We start from the raw sequence: 12,950 nt of genomic DNA, 5'->3' as shown, positions 1-12,950 counted from the left end.
CTGATGCAATGACGAGGTCTGCCTGGACTATCCAGCCAGGCGCTGGGAAACCGTGGCGTAGACGAAACCAGAGAAAAGTCGGCGGGCGGTGCGTACCACCGAAGCACGAATGGTCTCACCCTTTTCGCCGGTGTAGGACAACACCACATCGATACCGCCGTTGGGGTGCTCGATGCGAACTTGCTGCAAACGCGGCTCGCTGCCGCCACCGATCAGGTTGGCCGCGACACTGCCGTTGGTTACGCAAGCCGTCGCCAGGCCGATAGAGCCGGTGATTGCCAAGGCGCGGTGACAGTTGTGCGGCATGAAGTAGCGCACCTGGAGGGTCCCGCCAGACTTGGCCGGCGACACCAGGACCGGCTTGGGGATCACCATGTCGCTGACGTCACCCAGGCCCATCGCCAGGCCTGCTTTGAGCCGCAAGGACTCCAGGCGCTGCATGAACGCCTTGTCGGCGTCCAATTCAGCGGGACTTTCATCACCGCGCTTGCCCAGTTGGCTGGCATCGACGATCACCATCGGCATCGCCATGTCGATGCACGTCACCGCAATGCCGTCGATCAGGTCCTGGGTTTGCCCGGTCGGGAACAGTTTCCCCGTCTTGCTGCCTGCGGCATCAAGGAACGTCAGTTGCACCGGAGCGGCTGTGCCGGGCACGCCGTCGATGGCGGTGTCGCCTTCATAACTGACCTTGCCTTCCGGGGTTTGCACTTCGGAATTCACGAAGGTCCCGGTATTGAGGTTGCGAATACGCACCCGGGTCAGGTCGCCGGTAGGCTTGACCAGGCCCTGCTCGATAGCGAACGGGCCGACGGCGCAGAGCATGTTGCCGCAGTTGGGGGCGGTATCGACCCGACGCTGGGAAACCATGACCTGGACAAACAAATAATCGACATCTGCGTCAGGGTGCAGCGATGGGCTGACGATCGCCACTTTGCTGGTTTGTGGACTGCCGCCACCGATGCCGTCGATTTCCAACTCATGGCCGGAGCCCATCAGGTTGAGCAGCAGCTCATCGCGTTCAGCGATGGCGACCGGCAGATCCCAGGCAAGAAATACCGGGCCTTTGGACGTACCGCCGCGCATTAGCACACAAGGAATTCGCTGCATGATCACTAACTCTTGTTAATCAATCTGGATAATTGATGCTCTGGAAACAAGAGTGTCAGGGTTTTAAAAGTGTTTCCAATGCAAAGATCAGAGCGATTATTGCGTTTCACAAATGAATTGTTTTACGCTAATTGCCATCGCGCACTGCCCTTTCCCGGTGAGGTAGCACATGGAATATGAACTCCAGGACATACGATCTTTCGTGAAAATCGCCGAACTTGGCAGTTTCCACGAAGCCGCCGACGCACTGCATCTGTCACAACCAGCCTTGAGCCGACGGATGAAAAAACTTGAGGAAGGCCTGGGAACCGCGTTGCTCGATCGCACGACCCGCAAGGTCAGCCTGACGAGTGTCGGGCGTGATTTCCTGCCCAAGGCGCGGCGCCTGCTGGATGATTTCGACGACTCGATTCTCAACATCCGCGAGTTGGCGGAGCGACAGATCGGCCGGGTGACCTTGGCGTGCATTCCTACGGCGGCCTTCTATTTCTTGCCTTCAGTGATTCGCCTCTATAACGAGCGCTACCCGAAAATCCGCATCCGCCTGCTCGACCTCAGCGCCAACGAAGGGCTCGAAGCGGTACTGCGCGGCGAAGCCGATTTCGGCATCAACATGATGAGCGGCCAGCACCCGGACATCGAGTTCGTACCCCTGGTCAACGAACCCTTTGTGCTGGCCTGCCGGCGCGATCATGAACTGGCTGAACGCAGTGCGGTTACCTGGTCCGAACTCAGTGATTATCGGCTGATCGGCGTCGGTCGCCTGAGCGGCAACCGCATGCTGCTGGACCACGCGCTGTCGGGCCTGAGCTGGCGTCCGCAATGGTTTTACGAAGTGCAACACTTGTCGACGTCGCTGGGATTGGTCGAGGCTGGCCTCGGCGTGTCGGCGATGCCCAGCCTGGCGATGCCGGCCGGGGATCATCCAACGCTGGTCAGCGTGCCGCTGATCGAGCCGGTGGTAAACCGCTCGCTGGGCCTGGTCTACCGCCGGGGCGCATCGCTCTCCCCGGCTGCGGAAAAGTTTGTCTCGATCCTGCTTGAACAGTGGCCGCAATGAAGCGAGAGCCTCCATACCGCCAACGCGGCGAGGCTGATCAAGGCGCCTAGCAGGCTGACCGCCATCCAGCCCCACAGCGCATAGACCTGGGTCGCGGCCACCGCGCCCAGTGCGCTGCCCACCGAGTAGAAGCACATATAAGCGCCGACCATGCGACTTTGCGCGTCGGGACGTGCAGCGAAGATCAAGCTCTGGTTGGTGACATGCACGGCTTGCACCGCAAAGTCGAGCAACACCACGCCGCACACCAGTGCGATCAGGGAGGTCTCGGTAAACGCGATGGGCAGCCAGGAAAGCGTCAGGAGCCCCAGCGACCAGCCGGTAACGCGCCGTCCAAAACCTTGATCGGCCCAACGACCGGCCCTTCTGGCTGCCAGGGCCCCGGCGACGCCAGCCAGGCCAAACAGCCCGATAGCCGTGTGTGAAAGCGACAGCGGCGCGGCGCTCAACGGCAGCACCATAGCGGTCCATAACACCGAAAACGCGGCAAAGATCAGCAAGGCCAGCAGCCCCCGGACCCGTAGCACCGGCTCGGTCATGAACAGCTTGAACAGCGATCGGATGAGTGCCAGATAAGGCTGCCGGTCAGGTGGCGACACGGCGGCAGGCACCACTGCCCAGAACACTGCAGCGATGGTCAGCATCAATCCCGCGGAAACGAAATAAACCCCGCGCCAGCCCGCCAGGTCGGCGATCACTCCAGAGGTAAACCGCGCCAGGAGAATACCCAGGACAACGCCGCTGGTGACGGTTCCCACGGCCTGTCCACGCTGGGAGGGCGAGGACAGCACGGCGGCATAGGCCACCAGCACCTGGACAACCACCGCCAGCAAGCCCATCACGATCATCGCACCCAGCAAAGCCAACCAATGCTGGGCTGCGCCGACGGCCGCGAGCGCAAGCGCGGACAGCACCAATTGCGCGCAAACCAGTCGTTTACGGTTGACCCTGTCCCCCAGCGGGACGATGAACAGCAACCCCAGCGCATACCCCACTTGAGTGGCCGTGACCACAACCCCGATCAATCCTGAAGCAACGCCCAGGCTTTCGGCCATTGAGGCGAGCAAGGGCTGGGCAAAGTAGACATTGGCGACGGCCAATGCACAGGTCACGGAAAACAATAACGTGAGCGCCGGCGAAAGCCCCGCACATTGCTCGTCACTCAAATTTCCCGAAGGCTGCTGGGTGAAACAGTCGGCATCTGCTGTCATGCACGCCTCCTTGGCGCTAAACTGGTTTCAATTAAAAACCTGAATGGATTGTCACCCGATCAGGTTTTAATTTGCAACCACAGACATCGACCGGACTTGCGATCCTTTTTCAGAAGGTCAATAAAATGGAAAATGCTTCACCACAAAACAGCGAATGCCCGGTAGCCAGGACACTGGACGTGATTGGCGATCGCTGGTCGCTCATGATCATCCGCGACGCATTCGACGACATCCGCCGCTTCAGCGAGTTTCAAAAGAGCCTGGGCGTAGCCAAGAATATTCTGGCTTCGCGACTCAAAGCGTTGGTCGAGGTCGGTGTGTTCGACGTTCGCCCCGCCTCAGATGGAAGTGCCTACAAGGAATACGTCCTGACGGAGAAAGGACGAGAGATCTTTCCGGTCGTGGTCAGCCTGCGGCAGTGGGGCGAACGCTTCCTGTTCGAGCCGGGAGAAACGCGTTCCGTGCTGTTGGACAACACGTCCGGGCAGGCGCTCATGCAGATGGATGTTCGATCCTCAAGCGGTCAGAAACTCGGACCGTCCGATTGCCACAGGGTGAGGCTCATTGCCGACAACCCGACGTGAGATTGATCGTCCCTACCCCTTCAGTACCAACGACATGTCCGGGTACCTGGCGCACATGAAATCGACAAATGCGCGAACCTTCGGCGCAGCAAGACGCCTGGACGTGTGCAAGACCCAGAGCTCGGCTTCTTTCCCCGATACCTTGCCCCACTGGACCAACTCGCCACTGGCCAACTGGCTCCATGCGATGGACTGTGGAATGAGGGCAGCCCCACCTCCGGCGATGGCTGCATCGCGGATCATCAGGAACGAAGAGAACCGCAGCCTGGGGATCGGCTCCAGAATCAGGCTGCCGCCGTCGAGTGTCCAACGGGTCGGCTCGAAACTGGACACCACAATGCCGGGAACTGAGCGGATGGCGCCGGGGGCAGGCCGAGGTAGTCCAGGCGCGGCCACCACCACCAGCCGGTCCTTGGCGAAGCAGCGGCCGACCAAGCTGCTGTCCGGGCTGGGGTTGATCCGGATGGCGACATCAAATTGTTCCTCGACGAGATCAACCACGCGATCCTCCGCAATGACCTCGATCGTGACGTCAGGATAAGCCGCACAAAACGCTGCGCCGATGCCGCCCATCGCAAGCTGCGAAAACAGGACCGGGGCAGCGACACGCAAGCGTCCGCGAGGCGTCGATACGCCCTCCTTCGCCGCCGCCATGGCTTCCGCCACCTCGGCCAACGGCCCTTCGGCCCTGCTCAGCAGCAGCTCCCCAGCCTCGGTGAGCTTCAGCCCACGCGCACTGCGCTCGATCAGCCTGACGCCCAGTTGCTCCTCAAGGTCGGCGATACGCCGCGACAAGGTTGCCTTGGATATTCCGCTCGCACGGCTTGCCTTGCCCAAGCCCTCATTCGTTGCGACGAGGGTGAAATCGATCAGCGCGTTCAAGTTCATGCTGTTCCACTTTTGAAACGGAGTGTCTACATCCTGGCGCCTTCGTTTTGTTTCTGCAACGGAATATCGTTTGAACATCGCAACGGGCCGACAAGGCCGTTGCGGACTTTTCCGGCTACCCCCCTTTTGCAGGAGATTCAACATGAGCATTCTCGTTACCGGCGCCACGGGCACCATCGGTTCACTCATCATCCAGCGCCTCGCCGACGCAGGCGCCGACGTCAAAGCCCTCGTTCGCCAGGCTGGCAAGGGAACATTCCCGGCGGGCGTGACTGAAGTCGTTGCCGACCTCACCGATGTCCCTTCGCTGCGCGAGGCGCTGGTATCGGTGCGTACGCTGTTCCTGCTCAACGCCGTGACGCCCGACGAGGTGACACAAGCCCTCATCACCTTGAACCTCGCTCGCGAGGCTGGCATCGAGCGCATCGTCTACCTGTCGGTGATTCATGCCGACAAGTTCACCCACGTGCCGCACTTCACGGGCAAGCATACGGTCGAGCGCATGATCGAAAGCCTCGACATGGCCGCAACCATCCTGCGTCCAGCTTACTTCATGCAAAACGAATTGATGGTCCAGCAGACAATTCAGAACTACTCGGTGTACCCGATGCCGATCGGCTCGAAGGGCGTCTCGATGATCGATGCCCGCGACATCGCCGACATCGCCGCTGCCGAGTTGCTGCGACGCGACAAGGCACCTTCGGCCCTGGACCGTGTAACCCTGGAGCTGGTCGGCCCACAAGCACTGACCGGTGCCGCCGCGGCGAAGATATGGAGTTCCGCCCTGGGTCGCGAGATCGCCTACGGTGGTGACGATGTGGCCGCCTTCGAAGCACAATTGGCCGCGTACGGTCCCGCCTGGCTGGCTTATGACATGCGCCTGATGATGTCCGGTATCCAGACGTTTGGCATGCAGGCTGCTGAAGGAACCGTGGAACGACTGCAGGCGATCCTGGGGCGTCCGTTGCGCACCTATGAAGACTTCGTTCGCGAGGCCATTGCCGGGGCTTGAACAGCTGGGGCAGTACTGTCAGGTCATCCTCGTCCAGCATTGGGCCTCGGTCAGCGGATGACCGACCTGGCGTGCAACGAGGAAGGCTTGCTCCAGCAACGGCTACTCGCTAAACCAGCTGGCGAACCCCCAGAGACAAAATCAAACCACCACACAGTCGATCAATTGCTTTTTTCCTACCTTGATAGGCGCAAGCAATCCTGGGCTGTGAAAGCGCAATTGCGACCATTGCATACCAGGCCATTGAAACCACCACCACAACTGCCAGCATCGACAAAAACGTGCCTGGCGAAACGTGGGCGGGAGCCGCGGCTGAAAAAACAGCGGCATAGAAAGCCATGGACTTGGGGTTGCCTATGTTGGTGACCACTCCCTGTATAAAGGACTGGCGGCAACTACCGGCAACGGCATCATTCAGCGGGCCTGGCGCATTCCGGCCCGCGTTGATCAGCAGTCGGAATCCGAACCACATCAGGTAGGCTGCGCCCAGAACCTTTACAACCAGCGCAGCCCAAGGGAGCGCAGCAAATACAACCCCGAGACCTGCAATCGCACAGGTGGACCAGAACAGGTTGACCAGTACGATTCCCGCCACCAAGGCCAGCGCTTCAGAGCGCGTAGCAGCCACCGCCTTATGGACCACCGCGACGAAATTCGGTCCAGGAACCACGACACCAGCCAGGTAGACCAAAAAAACTGTCAAGACAGCGGAACCGTCGATCATGTGCGTCCCTCGCGAGATCTGTAGGCGGTGATCGTCACCCAAAATGCCGCATTGCTGCCCCAAGGATTCACCCCGTCAAGGCAATACCACTACTCCTCGGCAGGCCTCATATGAAAAATCGTATAAGGCAGGATCAGCGTATCGGCGACGATGCTGAAAGGAAGGTCGACGATTGCAAAAGGTGCCAGAGCACGCGCGTATACGTCGTTGTCGTTCGTCGAAGCCTTGATGATCTCGATATCGGTCGCCGCACCGCAGTAGGGATGGCGACCGCAGAGCTGGCCCATGCCAAAGGTTTCGTTGGCCGTGGCGCATCCACCCAGCAACGCCATCGCCAAAGCCATTACTACGATCCGCATGACGCGCCCTCCCCCGGGAAAGGCCGGACTGTAGCATCAAAGCCACCCCAACGACTCAGCGCTCAAGACAAGGTCCCAGCAGGGTCGCGAACCACTCGATGAACACCCCGAGCGCGGCTACACCGATAGAAACGTTGTGACGGCTGTATTCAGGCAACCCCAGGTTCTCCTGTAGGATGCGCATCCTGTCAATCAGCCGCGAATGTGAACAATGGAACTGCACTCAATTCTCGCCTTTACCCTGGTCGCGGCCATCGCCATCGCCAGTCCTGGTCCTGCCACCCTGATGGCGATCAATAACAGCCTGGCCTACGGGCCGCGCTACGCGGTGTGGTCGTCGGTGGGCAACGCCAGCGGGCTGTTCTGTTTGTCGGCCGCCGCCATGCTGGGCCTTGGCGCGTTGCTCGCCAGCTCCGAATGGCTGTTCAACGCGGTGAAAGTCCTCGGGGCGGGTTATCTGTTCTACCTGGGTGCCAGGCAACTGTTCAAAAAGAGCCCGATACTCGCGCAGGACGTGCAAGCGGACGGCACGACCAGCAAGCCATCGCGTTCAAAGCTGTACAAGTCGGCCTTCCTGACAGCCATCACCAACCCCAAGGCGACGATGTTCTTCACCGCCCTATTCCCGCAATTCATCGACCAGAGCGCCGCACTGCTGCCGCAGTTCCTGCTCCTCACCTCGATATTCGCAGGCTTGTCGCTGGTTTCCTTGAGCCTGTATGCCGCCATTGCGGCCCAGGCCAAAGGAGTGCTGAAACGGCCCGCGTTTTCCGTGTGGATCAGCAGGCTCGTCGGCTCGACGTTCATCGGCTTCGGTGCGGCCATTCTGGCGATGCGTCGACCGGCCGTTTAGGGCATTTTTCGATCCGGACCTACCAGATACCGAGGTCTCGACGCTTGAAAAGCGTCGACCTCACACCTTCCCATCCGCTCTACCTCGCCCCCACTGACTGGCAACAGTGAATCCTGCCTGCACACGCCAGATATTTAACTTGACGCCAGAGATTACGATCATCATATTTACAAAAAATATTATGAGCGTCATGTTCAAGCCTACGTCACTGCGCCGAGATCGCGAACCACAGTCGTGGCGTTTGGCATCAACGTCTTTGCCCGCCAACCAAACACAGGAGAGGCTGTATGGAAGCCAGAACTTCATTGGCAATTACCGCTACGCAACCGCACGCCTCCACCCAACCATTGACCGGCAAAGTCGTGGCGCTGCTTGCAGGCCTGGCGGCGATCAGCATGCTGTCTACCAACATCATTCTCCCGGCGTTCGCAGATATCGGCGAAGACCTGGGCGTGACTGCTCGCGAGCTCGGCCTGACGCTGTCCAGCTTCTTCATCACGTTCGCCTTGGGCCAGTTGGTGGTCGGGCCACTGGCCGACCGCTACGGGCGCCAGAAACTGGTGCTCGGCGGCCTGTCGGTGTTCGTGGTCGGCACCGTCATCGCCGGCCTTGCCACCACCCTTGATGTGCTGATCGCCGGACGTGTCGTCCAGGCGCTGGGCGTGTGCGCAGCCTCGGTGCTGTCGCGCGCCATCGCACGGGATCTGTTTGAAGGCGAGACGCTCGCCCGGGCCCTGTCGCTGACGATGATCGCCACCGCCGCGGCGCCGGGTTTTTCGCCGCTGGCCGGCAGCGTCCTGTCCGTCACACTTGGCTGGCGCGCCATCTTCATCCTGGTGGGACTGGCCGCCGTGGTACTGGCCTTTTTCTACGTGCGCGACCTCGGAGAAACCCATCCCGCCGATCGCCGGGCGCCGCACTCGGCCAAGAGCGTGGTGCTCGCCTATGGCAGATTGGCGCTGGATAGGCGCTTCATCCTCCCCGCCCTTTCAATGAGCCTGCTGATGAGCGGTTTGTTCGCATCGTTCGCGGCGGCGCCCGCCATCCTGATGCAAGGTATCGGCCTGACTTCGTTGCAAACCGGCCTGTATTTCGCCGCTACGGTATTCGTCGTGTTCGCCGCCGGCATGGCGGCCCCGCGTCTGGCGCATCGTCATGGCACCCGAATCGTCACACTCGTGGGCATTGCCTGCGCCATGGCCGGAGGCGGCCTGCTGCTCGTCGGTCCAGCCGCGCCTGGTCTTGGGTGGTATGCCCTCTCGATGGTCACCTTCCTGTGGGGCATGGGCCTGGCCAATCCGCTGGGCACGGCAATCACCATGGGCCCTTTCGGCAAGGAAGCCGGGATGGCCTCCGCACTGCTGGGTTTTCTCTCCATGGGTGCGGCTGCGCTGACCACCTGGCTGGCCTCGGTCTTGAGCTTCGCGCCGGTCACGACGCTGGGTGGGATTCAGACGACGGCCTGCCTGGTGGCGCTGGTGTTGTTTCTCTTGCGGGGGTAGAGGAAGAATGAATCGTCCTAAACCCTGGACATCGCAATGAACCGTGTAATGGCCGCCACCACCTCGGCGCCCCGTTCAAGATAGGGCACATGCCCGCAGTCCTCGATGAACTCGCCGCGTGCATCGGGGAGTTGCTGGAGCAGGTTCTCCAGGGTCGCCGGCAGGAACACCTGGTCATGCCGCCCCCAGATCACCAGCGTCTTGGCAGCAATCTGTGGCAACCGTTCGAGCAGCACGTCCAGGCCTTCACGACGGAAATCCTCAACGACCCGCTGCACAGCGGCAAACCTCGACCTGCCGCTGGCCGCCATGGCCTGGGCCAAGCGCCCTCCTACCTCAGGCGGCGCCTTGAACACCAGGCTCCAGAAGCGCTTCATCTCCTCGACCGTACGATAGCCAAACACCGTCCCCGGCCCTTGCAGGCTGGCTTTCAATGTGGGGCCTAGCGCTTGCTCACCCAGACCGGCAGGCGCCAGCAAGACCAAGTGACTGACACGCTGCGGGTGTTTGGCGGCATACAGGCCGGCCACGCACCCACCCAAAGAGCTGCCGACCAGCACGAAGGGGCCCTCGACGAGCGTATCCAGCAGGCCTTCGAGTTCCGCCAGCATTGCCTGGGGTCCAAAGCCGGCACCCGCCTCGTACACGGATTGGCCATGCCCCGGCAAGTCGACGAAAACGCAATGGTGATGGCGCGCCATGCCCAGCATCGCAGGGCCCCACTGGTCCTTGCTGGCACCCAAGCCATGGAGCATGACCAGCGCCGTCCGTGGGTTCCGTGCGGGGTTTTGCAGATAGGCCAGGCGTCCATGTGTACCGGTGTGCCAGCGCAGTTTCAAACCGAACTGCCAGCGGTGGACCAGGCGCAAAGTGCCGAGCAGCAGTCGATCAACGCGGTTCATCCGCCACTCCTTGTCCTTTGTTAGCCGCCTTGAGGGAGAACTTTGCCGGCAGGCGCAGTTGGCATAGCGCCACACCTGACAACGTCAACACGGCGCCGATCACCAGGCGCTGGCTGAAACCTTCGGCGAGCATGACCTGGCTGACAGCAATCGCGAACACCGGCACCAGGAGCAGGTACGGGCTCAGTTGCTGCATCGAGTTGCGGCCGAGCAACCAGAACCACAGGCCGAACCCCAGCAAACCACCACTGAGCGCGGTGTAGAGCACCGCCCACCACGCCTGCGCGCTGGCCGTGTAGACGCGTGTCCATTGCTCGCCTTCCTGAACGAACGACCACAGCAACAGTTGCGGTGCGGCGATGACCGCCGTCCAGGCACTCAAGGCCAGCGGATCCAGGGGCCCGAGACGCTTGGTCAACACTGACCCGGCAGCGAATGCCAAGGCCGCCAGCGCCACCAGCAACATGCCGATGAACGTCCCGCCCGCCGATGGCGTAGCCAGTAGCACCAGGACACCGGCGAACGCCAGCAGGATGCCCGCCAGGAGCCTCAGTTTCAGGACTTCCCCCAATAACGCGAATGCCAGGACGAGGGTAAACGGTGCCGCCAATTGATAAATGATCGCCGAGGTGGAGGCATCTACCCGGGCGATACCGCAATACAGCAAACCGAAATGCAAGGTCCCGGTAATCGTGGCGATCAGGGCCACGGACGCCAACTGCTCACGCTTGACGCGCTTGAGCAGCGGCAGGAGAAACAGCGCCATGATCGCGTAGCGCATGGCGACCATGAGGATAGGCGGCAACTCGGCGCCGCCGATTTTCACTGCGGTGACCTGCGCGCCCCAGAGAAACGCGACCAGTAACGCGAGCAATGAATCTTTCAATGGCATGACAGTTATCCCTTCTGAAATTGAATGGGCCGCAGGATTCTTTCCGGCTTGCCTGTCGCAAGTGCTGGGGGGTTAAGTCGACAGTGATGCTCACAGAGCCGGTCCAATGTCTCGCGCAGGGCCTGTTCCGCTTCAGGATCGTGGGCCAGTTGGGTCTGGAAGCACGGCGGAAATCCCGAGCCGACCAGAATCATTTTGTTGAGCAGCACGTTCAGCGCGACCTGGGAGAAAACCGCCGTGTGTCCATAGCGTCGGCCGACGACCGCAATCGCCGCGAGCTTGTCGCGCAGCGGACGCTCCCGTGGTCGCAGGAAGCCATAGCCGACTCGCTCCAGAAACGCCTGGAAGCGACTGTTGGTGCCGTAGGCATGCATGACGGGGAGATAGAGCACCGCATCGGCGCGGTCCAGCCGCGCCACCAACTGCCCGACGTCGTCCTGCACTTGGCAGTCCTGATCGGCACAGGCGTTGTCGGCGTCGCAGTAATCGATCCGGTAATCCTTGAGCCAGATGTCATCGACCGCGACCTCCTCGCCCAGGTGGCGGCGCACCAGCGCCACCACCCGTGCACTGACACCACAAGGTCGGCTTGACCCGACAATGATGGTCAGATTCATGATTCAGGACGCCTCCCGCAACCCTTCTTCGCCAGCCAGGTAGGCGCGCAGCGCCTCTTCCATCAACTGCCCGGTCAGCCACAGCGTGACGCGTGCCACTTCCTTGATCTGACGGCGATCTTCTTCGGTCTTCACCGCACGCTGCATCGCCATACGCACTTCTTCGGCGTGCTTCTCGTCGATGGTCGAGTGGGCGACGAAGAAGGTCATCTGCTCATCCTTCAAGCCCAGGTCGGCACGGAACCGTTCCAGGATCGGTTGGATGTGCTCGTAGACGTCCTCGGCCCAGTAGCTGTAGCCCAGGCGAGCGATCGGCCCCTTGCGGATAGCCACATCGTTGAGAAAGGCGATCAGTGCCTGGGTCGGCGCCAGGGGTGCCGGCATGGCTTGCGGCAGCAGCCCGACCGACTCCAGGTCACGCAGCACCATGCGCTCGTGGCCCAGCTCTTCCAGGGCGTGCTTGTAGACGAAACGCAACAGCGTCGTCTCCTCTGGATCGGCACTGAAGGCGCAGGCAGCCTGGTTCACCGAGTTGTAGCGGGTGTAGTGGTAGACCTGCAGCATGAGCTGTTGATAGAGGGCTGGCGGCGTCGGGTTGTCCAGGCTGAATTTCCAGTAGGCGCCCTGCTTGATCTGGGCCCAGCCCGCGTCGACGATAGCGTCGAGTTCCTTGAAGAATGCTTGCATTTCAATTGGTTCCTTTAACATTGAGGTAAACACTTTCGAGTTCCAGGTACACGAGGCTGTAGCGCCGCTCGACCTGTTCCCCGGTCCAGGTAACGTCATCCACCAGCACGCGCCCGCCCAGGCCGACATAGAGCGCAGCCAATTGACCGCGGCACAGTGCCGAGATGAATCGCAGGTGGGTGTTGGCTTTCAGCCAAATGGCCGCTTGCAGGAGAAACAGGCGCAGGTGCCGACCGCCGCGGTATCGCTCGTCCAGCACCAGGCGATTGGCATCGAAGGCATCCGTCGATTGTTCGAAATAGGCCTGCACGTCGACCGCTCGCTCGACGAAGCTCAGGCCATGACCCAGGGGGGTGACGCGCAACGTCCCGACCACTTCGTCCTTGTCCAGGTAGACCAGGTGATAGGACAAGGCGTCGCGCACCTGCTCCCTGCGCTCGAAGTCATCCTCCCGTGCCGGGTTGGTCCCCAGGTAGCGACTCCTGAGTTGCCGGACGGACTCGAACAGTTCATTGGCGTTGTCGATCACGCGAACAGACAGGCTCATCC

At 61.2% G+C, this 12,950-nt stretch carries 16 protein-coding genes; 5 read left to right on the top strand and 11 right to left on the bottom strand.

Going from position 1 to position 12,950, the window contains the following annotated elements:
• Positions 1-27 precede the first annotated feature (27 nt).
• Positions 28-1,110 (bottom strand): 4-oxalomesaconate tautomerase, encoded by a 1,083-nt coding sequence (locus HU749_RS13185; protein ID WP_186650945.1) that lies wholly within the window; start codon positions 1,108-1,110, stop codon positions 28-30.
• A gap of 169 nt (positions 1,111-1,279) precedes the next feature.
• Between HU749_RS13185 and HU749_RS13180 the strand changes: the two genes are divergently transcribed.
• Positions 1,280-2,170 (top strand): LysR family transcriptional regulator, encoded by an 891-nt coding sequence (locus tag HU749_RS13180; RefSeq protein WP_003200706.1) that lies wholly within the window; start codon positions 1,280-1,282, stop codon positions 2,168-2,170.
• Here the strand turns inward: HU749_RS13180 and HU749_RS13175 are convergent.
• A complete protein-coding gene (locus HU749_RS13175; RefSeq protein WP_079304152.1) occupies positions 2,095-3,381 on the bottom strand; it encodes an MFS transporter in 1,287 nt (428 codons plus the stop codon). The genes HU749_RS13180 and HU749_RS13175 overlap by 76 nt on opposite strands.
• A gap of 125 nt (positions 3,382-3,506) precedes the next feature.
• Here HU749_RS13175 and HU749_RS13170 point away from each other — a divergent pair, with 125 nt between their 5' ends.
• Positions 3,507-3,965, top strand: coding sequence for a winged helix-turn-helix transcriptional regulator (locus HU749_RS13170; protein WP_046062786.1), 459 nt, complete (start codon positions 3,507-3,509; stop codon positions 3,963-3,965).
• A gap of 12 nt (positions 3,966-3,977) precedes the next feature.
• Here HU749_RS13170 and HU749_RS13165 read toward each other — a convergent pair whose 3' ends face one another.
• Positions 3,978-4,853 (bottom strand): LysR family transcriptional regulator, encoded by an 876-nt coding sequence (locus HU749_RS13165; protein WP_186650947.1) that lies wholly within the window; start codon positions 4,851-4,853, stop codon positions 3,978-3,980.
• Positions 4,854-4,995: 142 nt separating this feature from the next.
• Here HU749_RS13165 and HU749_RS13160 point away from each other — a divergent pair, with 142 nt between their 5' ends.
• Positions 4,996-5,865 (top strand): NmrA family NAD(P)-binding protein, encoded by an 870-nt coding sequence (locus tag HU749_RS13160; protein ID WP_046062788.1) that lies wholly within the window; start codon positions 4,996-4,998, stop codon positions 5,863-5,865.
• Positions 5,866-5,974: 109 nt separating this feature from the next.
• Here HU749_RS13160 and HU749_RS13155 read toward each other — a convergent pair whose 3' ends face one another.
• From HU749_RS13155 to HU749_RS29370, 3 genes are all read right to left on the bottom strand, one after another.
• Positions 5,975-6,589 carry a LysE family translocator gene (locus tag HU749_RS13155; protein WP_186650949.1) on the bottom strand — a complete coding sequence of 205 codons (615 nt, stop codon included), beginning with the start codon at positions 6,587-6,589 and terminating at the stop codon, positions 5,975-5,977.
• Between the two features lie 89 nt (positions 6,590-6,678).
• Complete coding sequence (locus tag HU749_RS13150; protein ID WP_018600423.1) at positions 6,679-6,948, bottom strand: YceK/YidQ family lipoprotein; 270 nt, start codon at positions 6,946-6,948, stop codon at positions 6,679-6,681.
• A 55-nt stretch (positions 6,949-7,003) separates the two neighbouring features.
• Positions 7,004-7,132, bottom strand: a complete 129-nt coding sequence (locus tag HU749_RS29370; RefSeq protein ID WP_264084030.1) for a hypothetical protein — start codon at positions 7,130-7,132, stop codon at positions 7,004-7,006.
• 27 nt (positions 7,133-7,159) lie between these two features.
• Between HU749_RS29370 and HU749_RS13145 the strand changes: the two genes are divergently transcribed.
• Both HU749_RS13145 and HU749_RS13140 read left to right on the top strand, forming a co-directional pair.
• A complete protein-coding gene (locus tag HU749_RS13145) occupies positions 7,160-7,801 on the top strand; it encodes a LysE family translocator (protein ID WP_046062789.1) in 642 nt (213 codons plus the stop codon).
• A gap of 287 nt (positions 7,802-8,088) precedes the next feature.
• Positions 8,089-9,303 carry a multidrug effflux MFS transporter gene (locus HU749_RS13140; RefSeq protein WP_186650951.1) on the top strand — a complete coding sequence of 405 codons (1,215 nt, stop codon included), beginning with the start codon at positions 8,089-8,091 and terminating at the stop codon, positions 9,301-9,303.
• A 17-nt stretch (positions 9,304-9,320) separates the two neighbouring features.
• Here the strand turns inward: HU749_RS13140 and HU749_RS13135 are convergent, their stop codons facing one another.
• Genes HU749_RS13135 through HU749_RS13115 form a run of 5 tightly spaced genes read right to left on the bottom strand, consistent with a single transcriptional unit; the run spans position 9,321 to position 12,948 of the window.
• A complete protein-coding gene (locus tag HU749_RS13135; RefSeq protein ID WP_186650953.1) occupies positions 9,321-10,205 on the bottom strand; it encodes an alpha/beta fold hydrolase in 885 nt (294 codons plus the stop codon).
• Positions 10,192-11,097: a DMT family transporter gene (locus HU749_RS13130; protein ID WP_014339012.1), complete on the bottom strand. Its 906-nt coding sequence runs from the start codon at positions 11,095-11,097 to the stop codon at positions 10,192-10,194. Before HU749_RS13130 ends, HU749_RS13135 begins: the two co-directional genes overlap by 14 nt.
• A gap of 5 nt (positions 11,098-11,102) precedes the next feature.
• Positions 11,103-11,714 carry a flavodoxin family protein gene (locus HU749_RS13125; RefSeq protein ID WP_014339011.1) on the bottom strand — a complete coding sequence of 204 codons (612 nt, stop codon included), beginning with the start codon at positions 11,712-11,714 and terminating at the stop codon, positions 11,103-11,105.
• A gap of 3 nt (positions 11,715-11,717) precedes the next feature.
• Positions 11,718-12,401, bottom strand: a complete 684-nt coding sequence (locus HU749_RS13120; protein ID WP_003200648.1) for an iron-containing redox enzyme family protein — start codon at positions 12,399-12,401, stop codon at positions 11,718-11,720.
• A 1-nt stretch (position 12,402) separates the two neighbouring features.
• Positions 12,403-12,948, bottom strand: coding sequence for a GNAT family N-acetyltransferase (locus HU749_RS13115; protein WP_014339009.1), 546 nt, complete (start codon positions 12,946-12,948; stop codon positions 12,403-12,405).
• Positions 12,949-12,950 lie beyond the last annotated feature (2 nt).

Source organism: Pseudomonas ogarae (assembly GCF_014268695.2).
Classification (GTDB): domain Bacteria; phylum Pseudomonadota; class Gammaproteobacteria; order Pseudomonadales; family Pseudomonadaceae; genus Aquipseudomonas; species Aquipseudomonas kilonensis.
This window is presented reverse-complemented; position numbering and strand designations above follow the sequence as displayed.

Coding starts and splice junctions, on each gene's coding strand:
- HU749_RS13165 (WP_186650947.1), bottom strand. CDS start 4,853: ATGAACTTGAACGCGCTGATCGATTTCACCCTCGTCGCAACGAATGAG.
- HU749_RS13140 (WP_186650951.1), top strand. CDS start 8,089: ATGGAAGCCAGAACTTCATTGGCAATTACCGCTACGCAACCGCACGCC.
- HU749_RS29370 (WP_264084030.1), bottom strand. CDS start 7,132: ATGCGCATCCTACAGGAGAACCTGGGGTTGCCTGAATACAGCCGTCAC.
- HU749_RS13170 (WP_046062786.1), top strand. CDS start 3,507: ATGGAAAATGCTTCACCACAAAACAGCGAATGCCCGGTAGCCAGGACA.
- HU749_RS13115 (WP_014339009.1), bottom strand. CDS start 12,948: ATGAGCCTGTCTGTTCGCGTGATCGACAACGCCAATGAACTGTTCGAG.
- HU749_RS13150 (WP_018600423.1), bottom strand. CDS start 6,948: ATGCGGATCGTAGTAATGGCTTTGGCGATGGCGTTGCTGGGTGGATGC.
- HU749_RS13160 (WP_046062788.1), top strand. CDS start 4,996: ATGAGCATTCTCGTTACCGGCGCCACGGGCACCATCGGTTCACTCATC.
- HU749_RS13175 (WP_079304152.1), bottom strand. CDS start 3,381: ATGACAGCAGATGCCGACTGTTTCACCCAGCAGCCTTCGGGAAATTTG.
- HU749_RS13145 (WP_046062789.1), top strand. CDS start 7,160: ATGGAACTGCACTCAATTCTCGCCTTTACCCTGGTCGCGGCCATCGCC.
- HU749_RS13185 (WP_186650945.1), bottom strand. CDS start 1,110: ATGCAGCGAATTCCTTGTGTGCTAATGCGCGGCGGTACGTCCAAAGGC.
- HU749_RS13120 (WP_003200648.1), bottom strand. CDS start 12,401: ATGCAAGCATTCTTCAAGGAACTCGACGCTATCGTCGACGCGGGCTGG.
- HU749_RS13125 (WP_014339011.1), bottom strand. CDS start 11,714: ATGAATCTGACCATCATTGTCGGGTCAAGCCGACCTTGTGGTGTCAGT.
- HU749_RS13135 (WP_186650953.1), bottom strand. CDS start 10,205: ATGAACCGCGTTGATCGACTGCTGCTCGGCACTTTGCGCCTGGTCCAC.
- HU749_RS13155 (WP_186650949.1), bottom strand. CDS start 6,589: ATGATCGACGGTTCCGCTGTCTTGACAGTTTTTTTGGTCTACCTGGCT.
- HU749_RS13180 (WP_003200706.1), top strand. CDS start 1,280: ATGGAATATGAACTCCAGGACATACGATCTTTCGTGAAAATCGCCGAA.
- HU749_RS13130 (WP_014339012.1), bottom strand. CDS start 11,097: ATGCCATTGAAAGATTCATTGCTCGCGTTACTGGTCGCGTTTCTCTGG.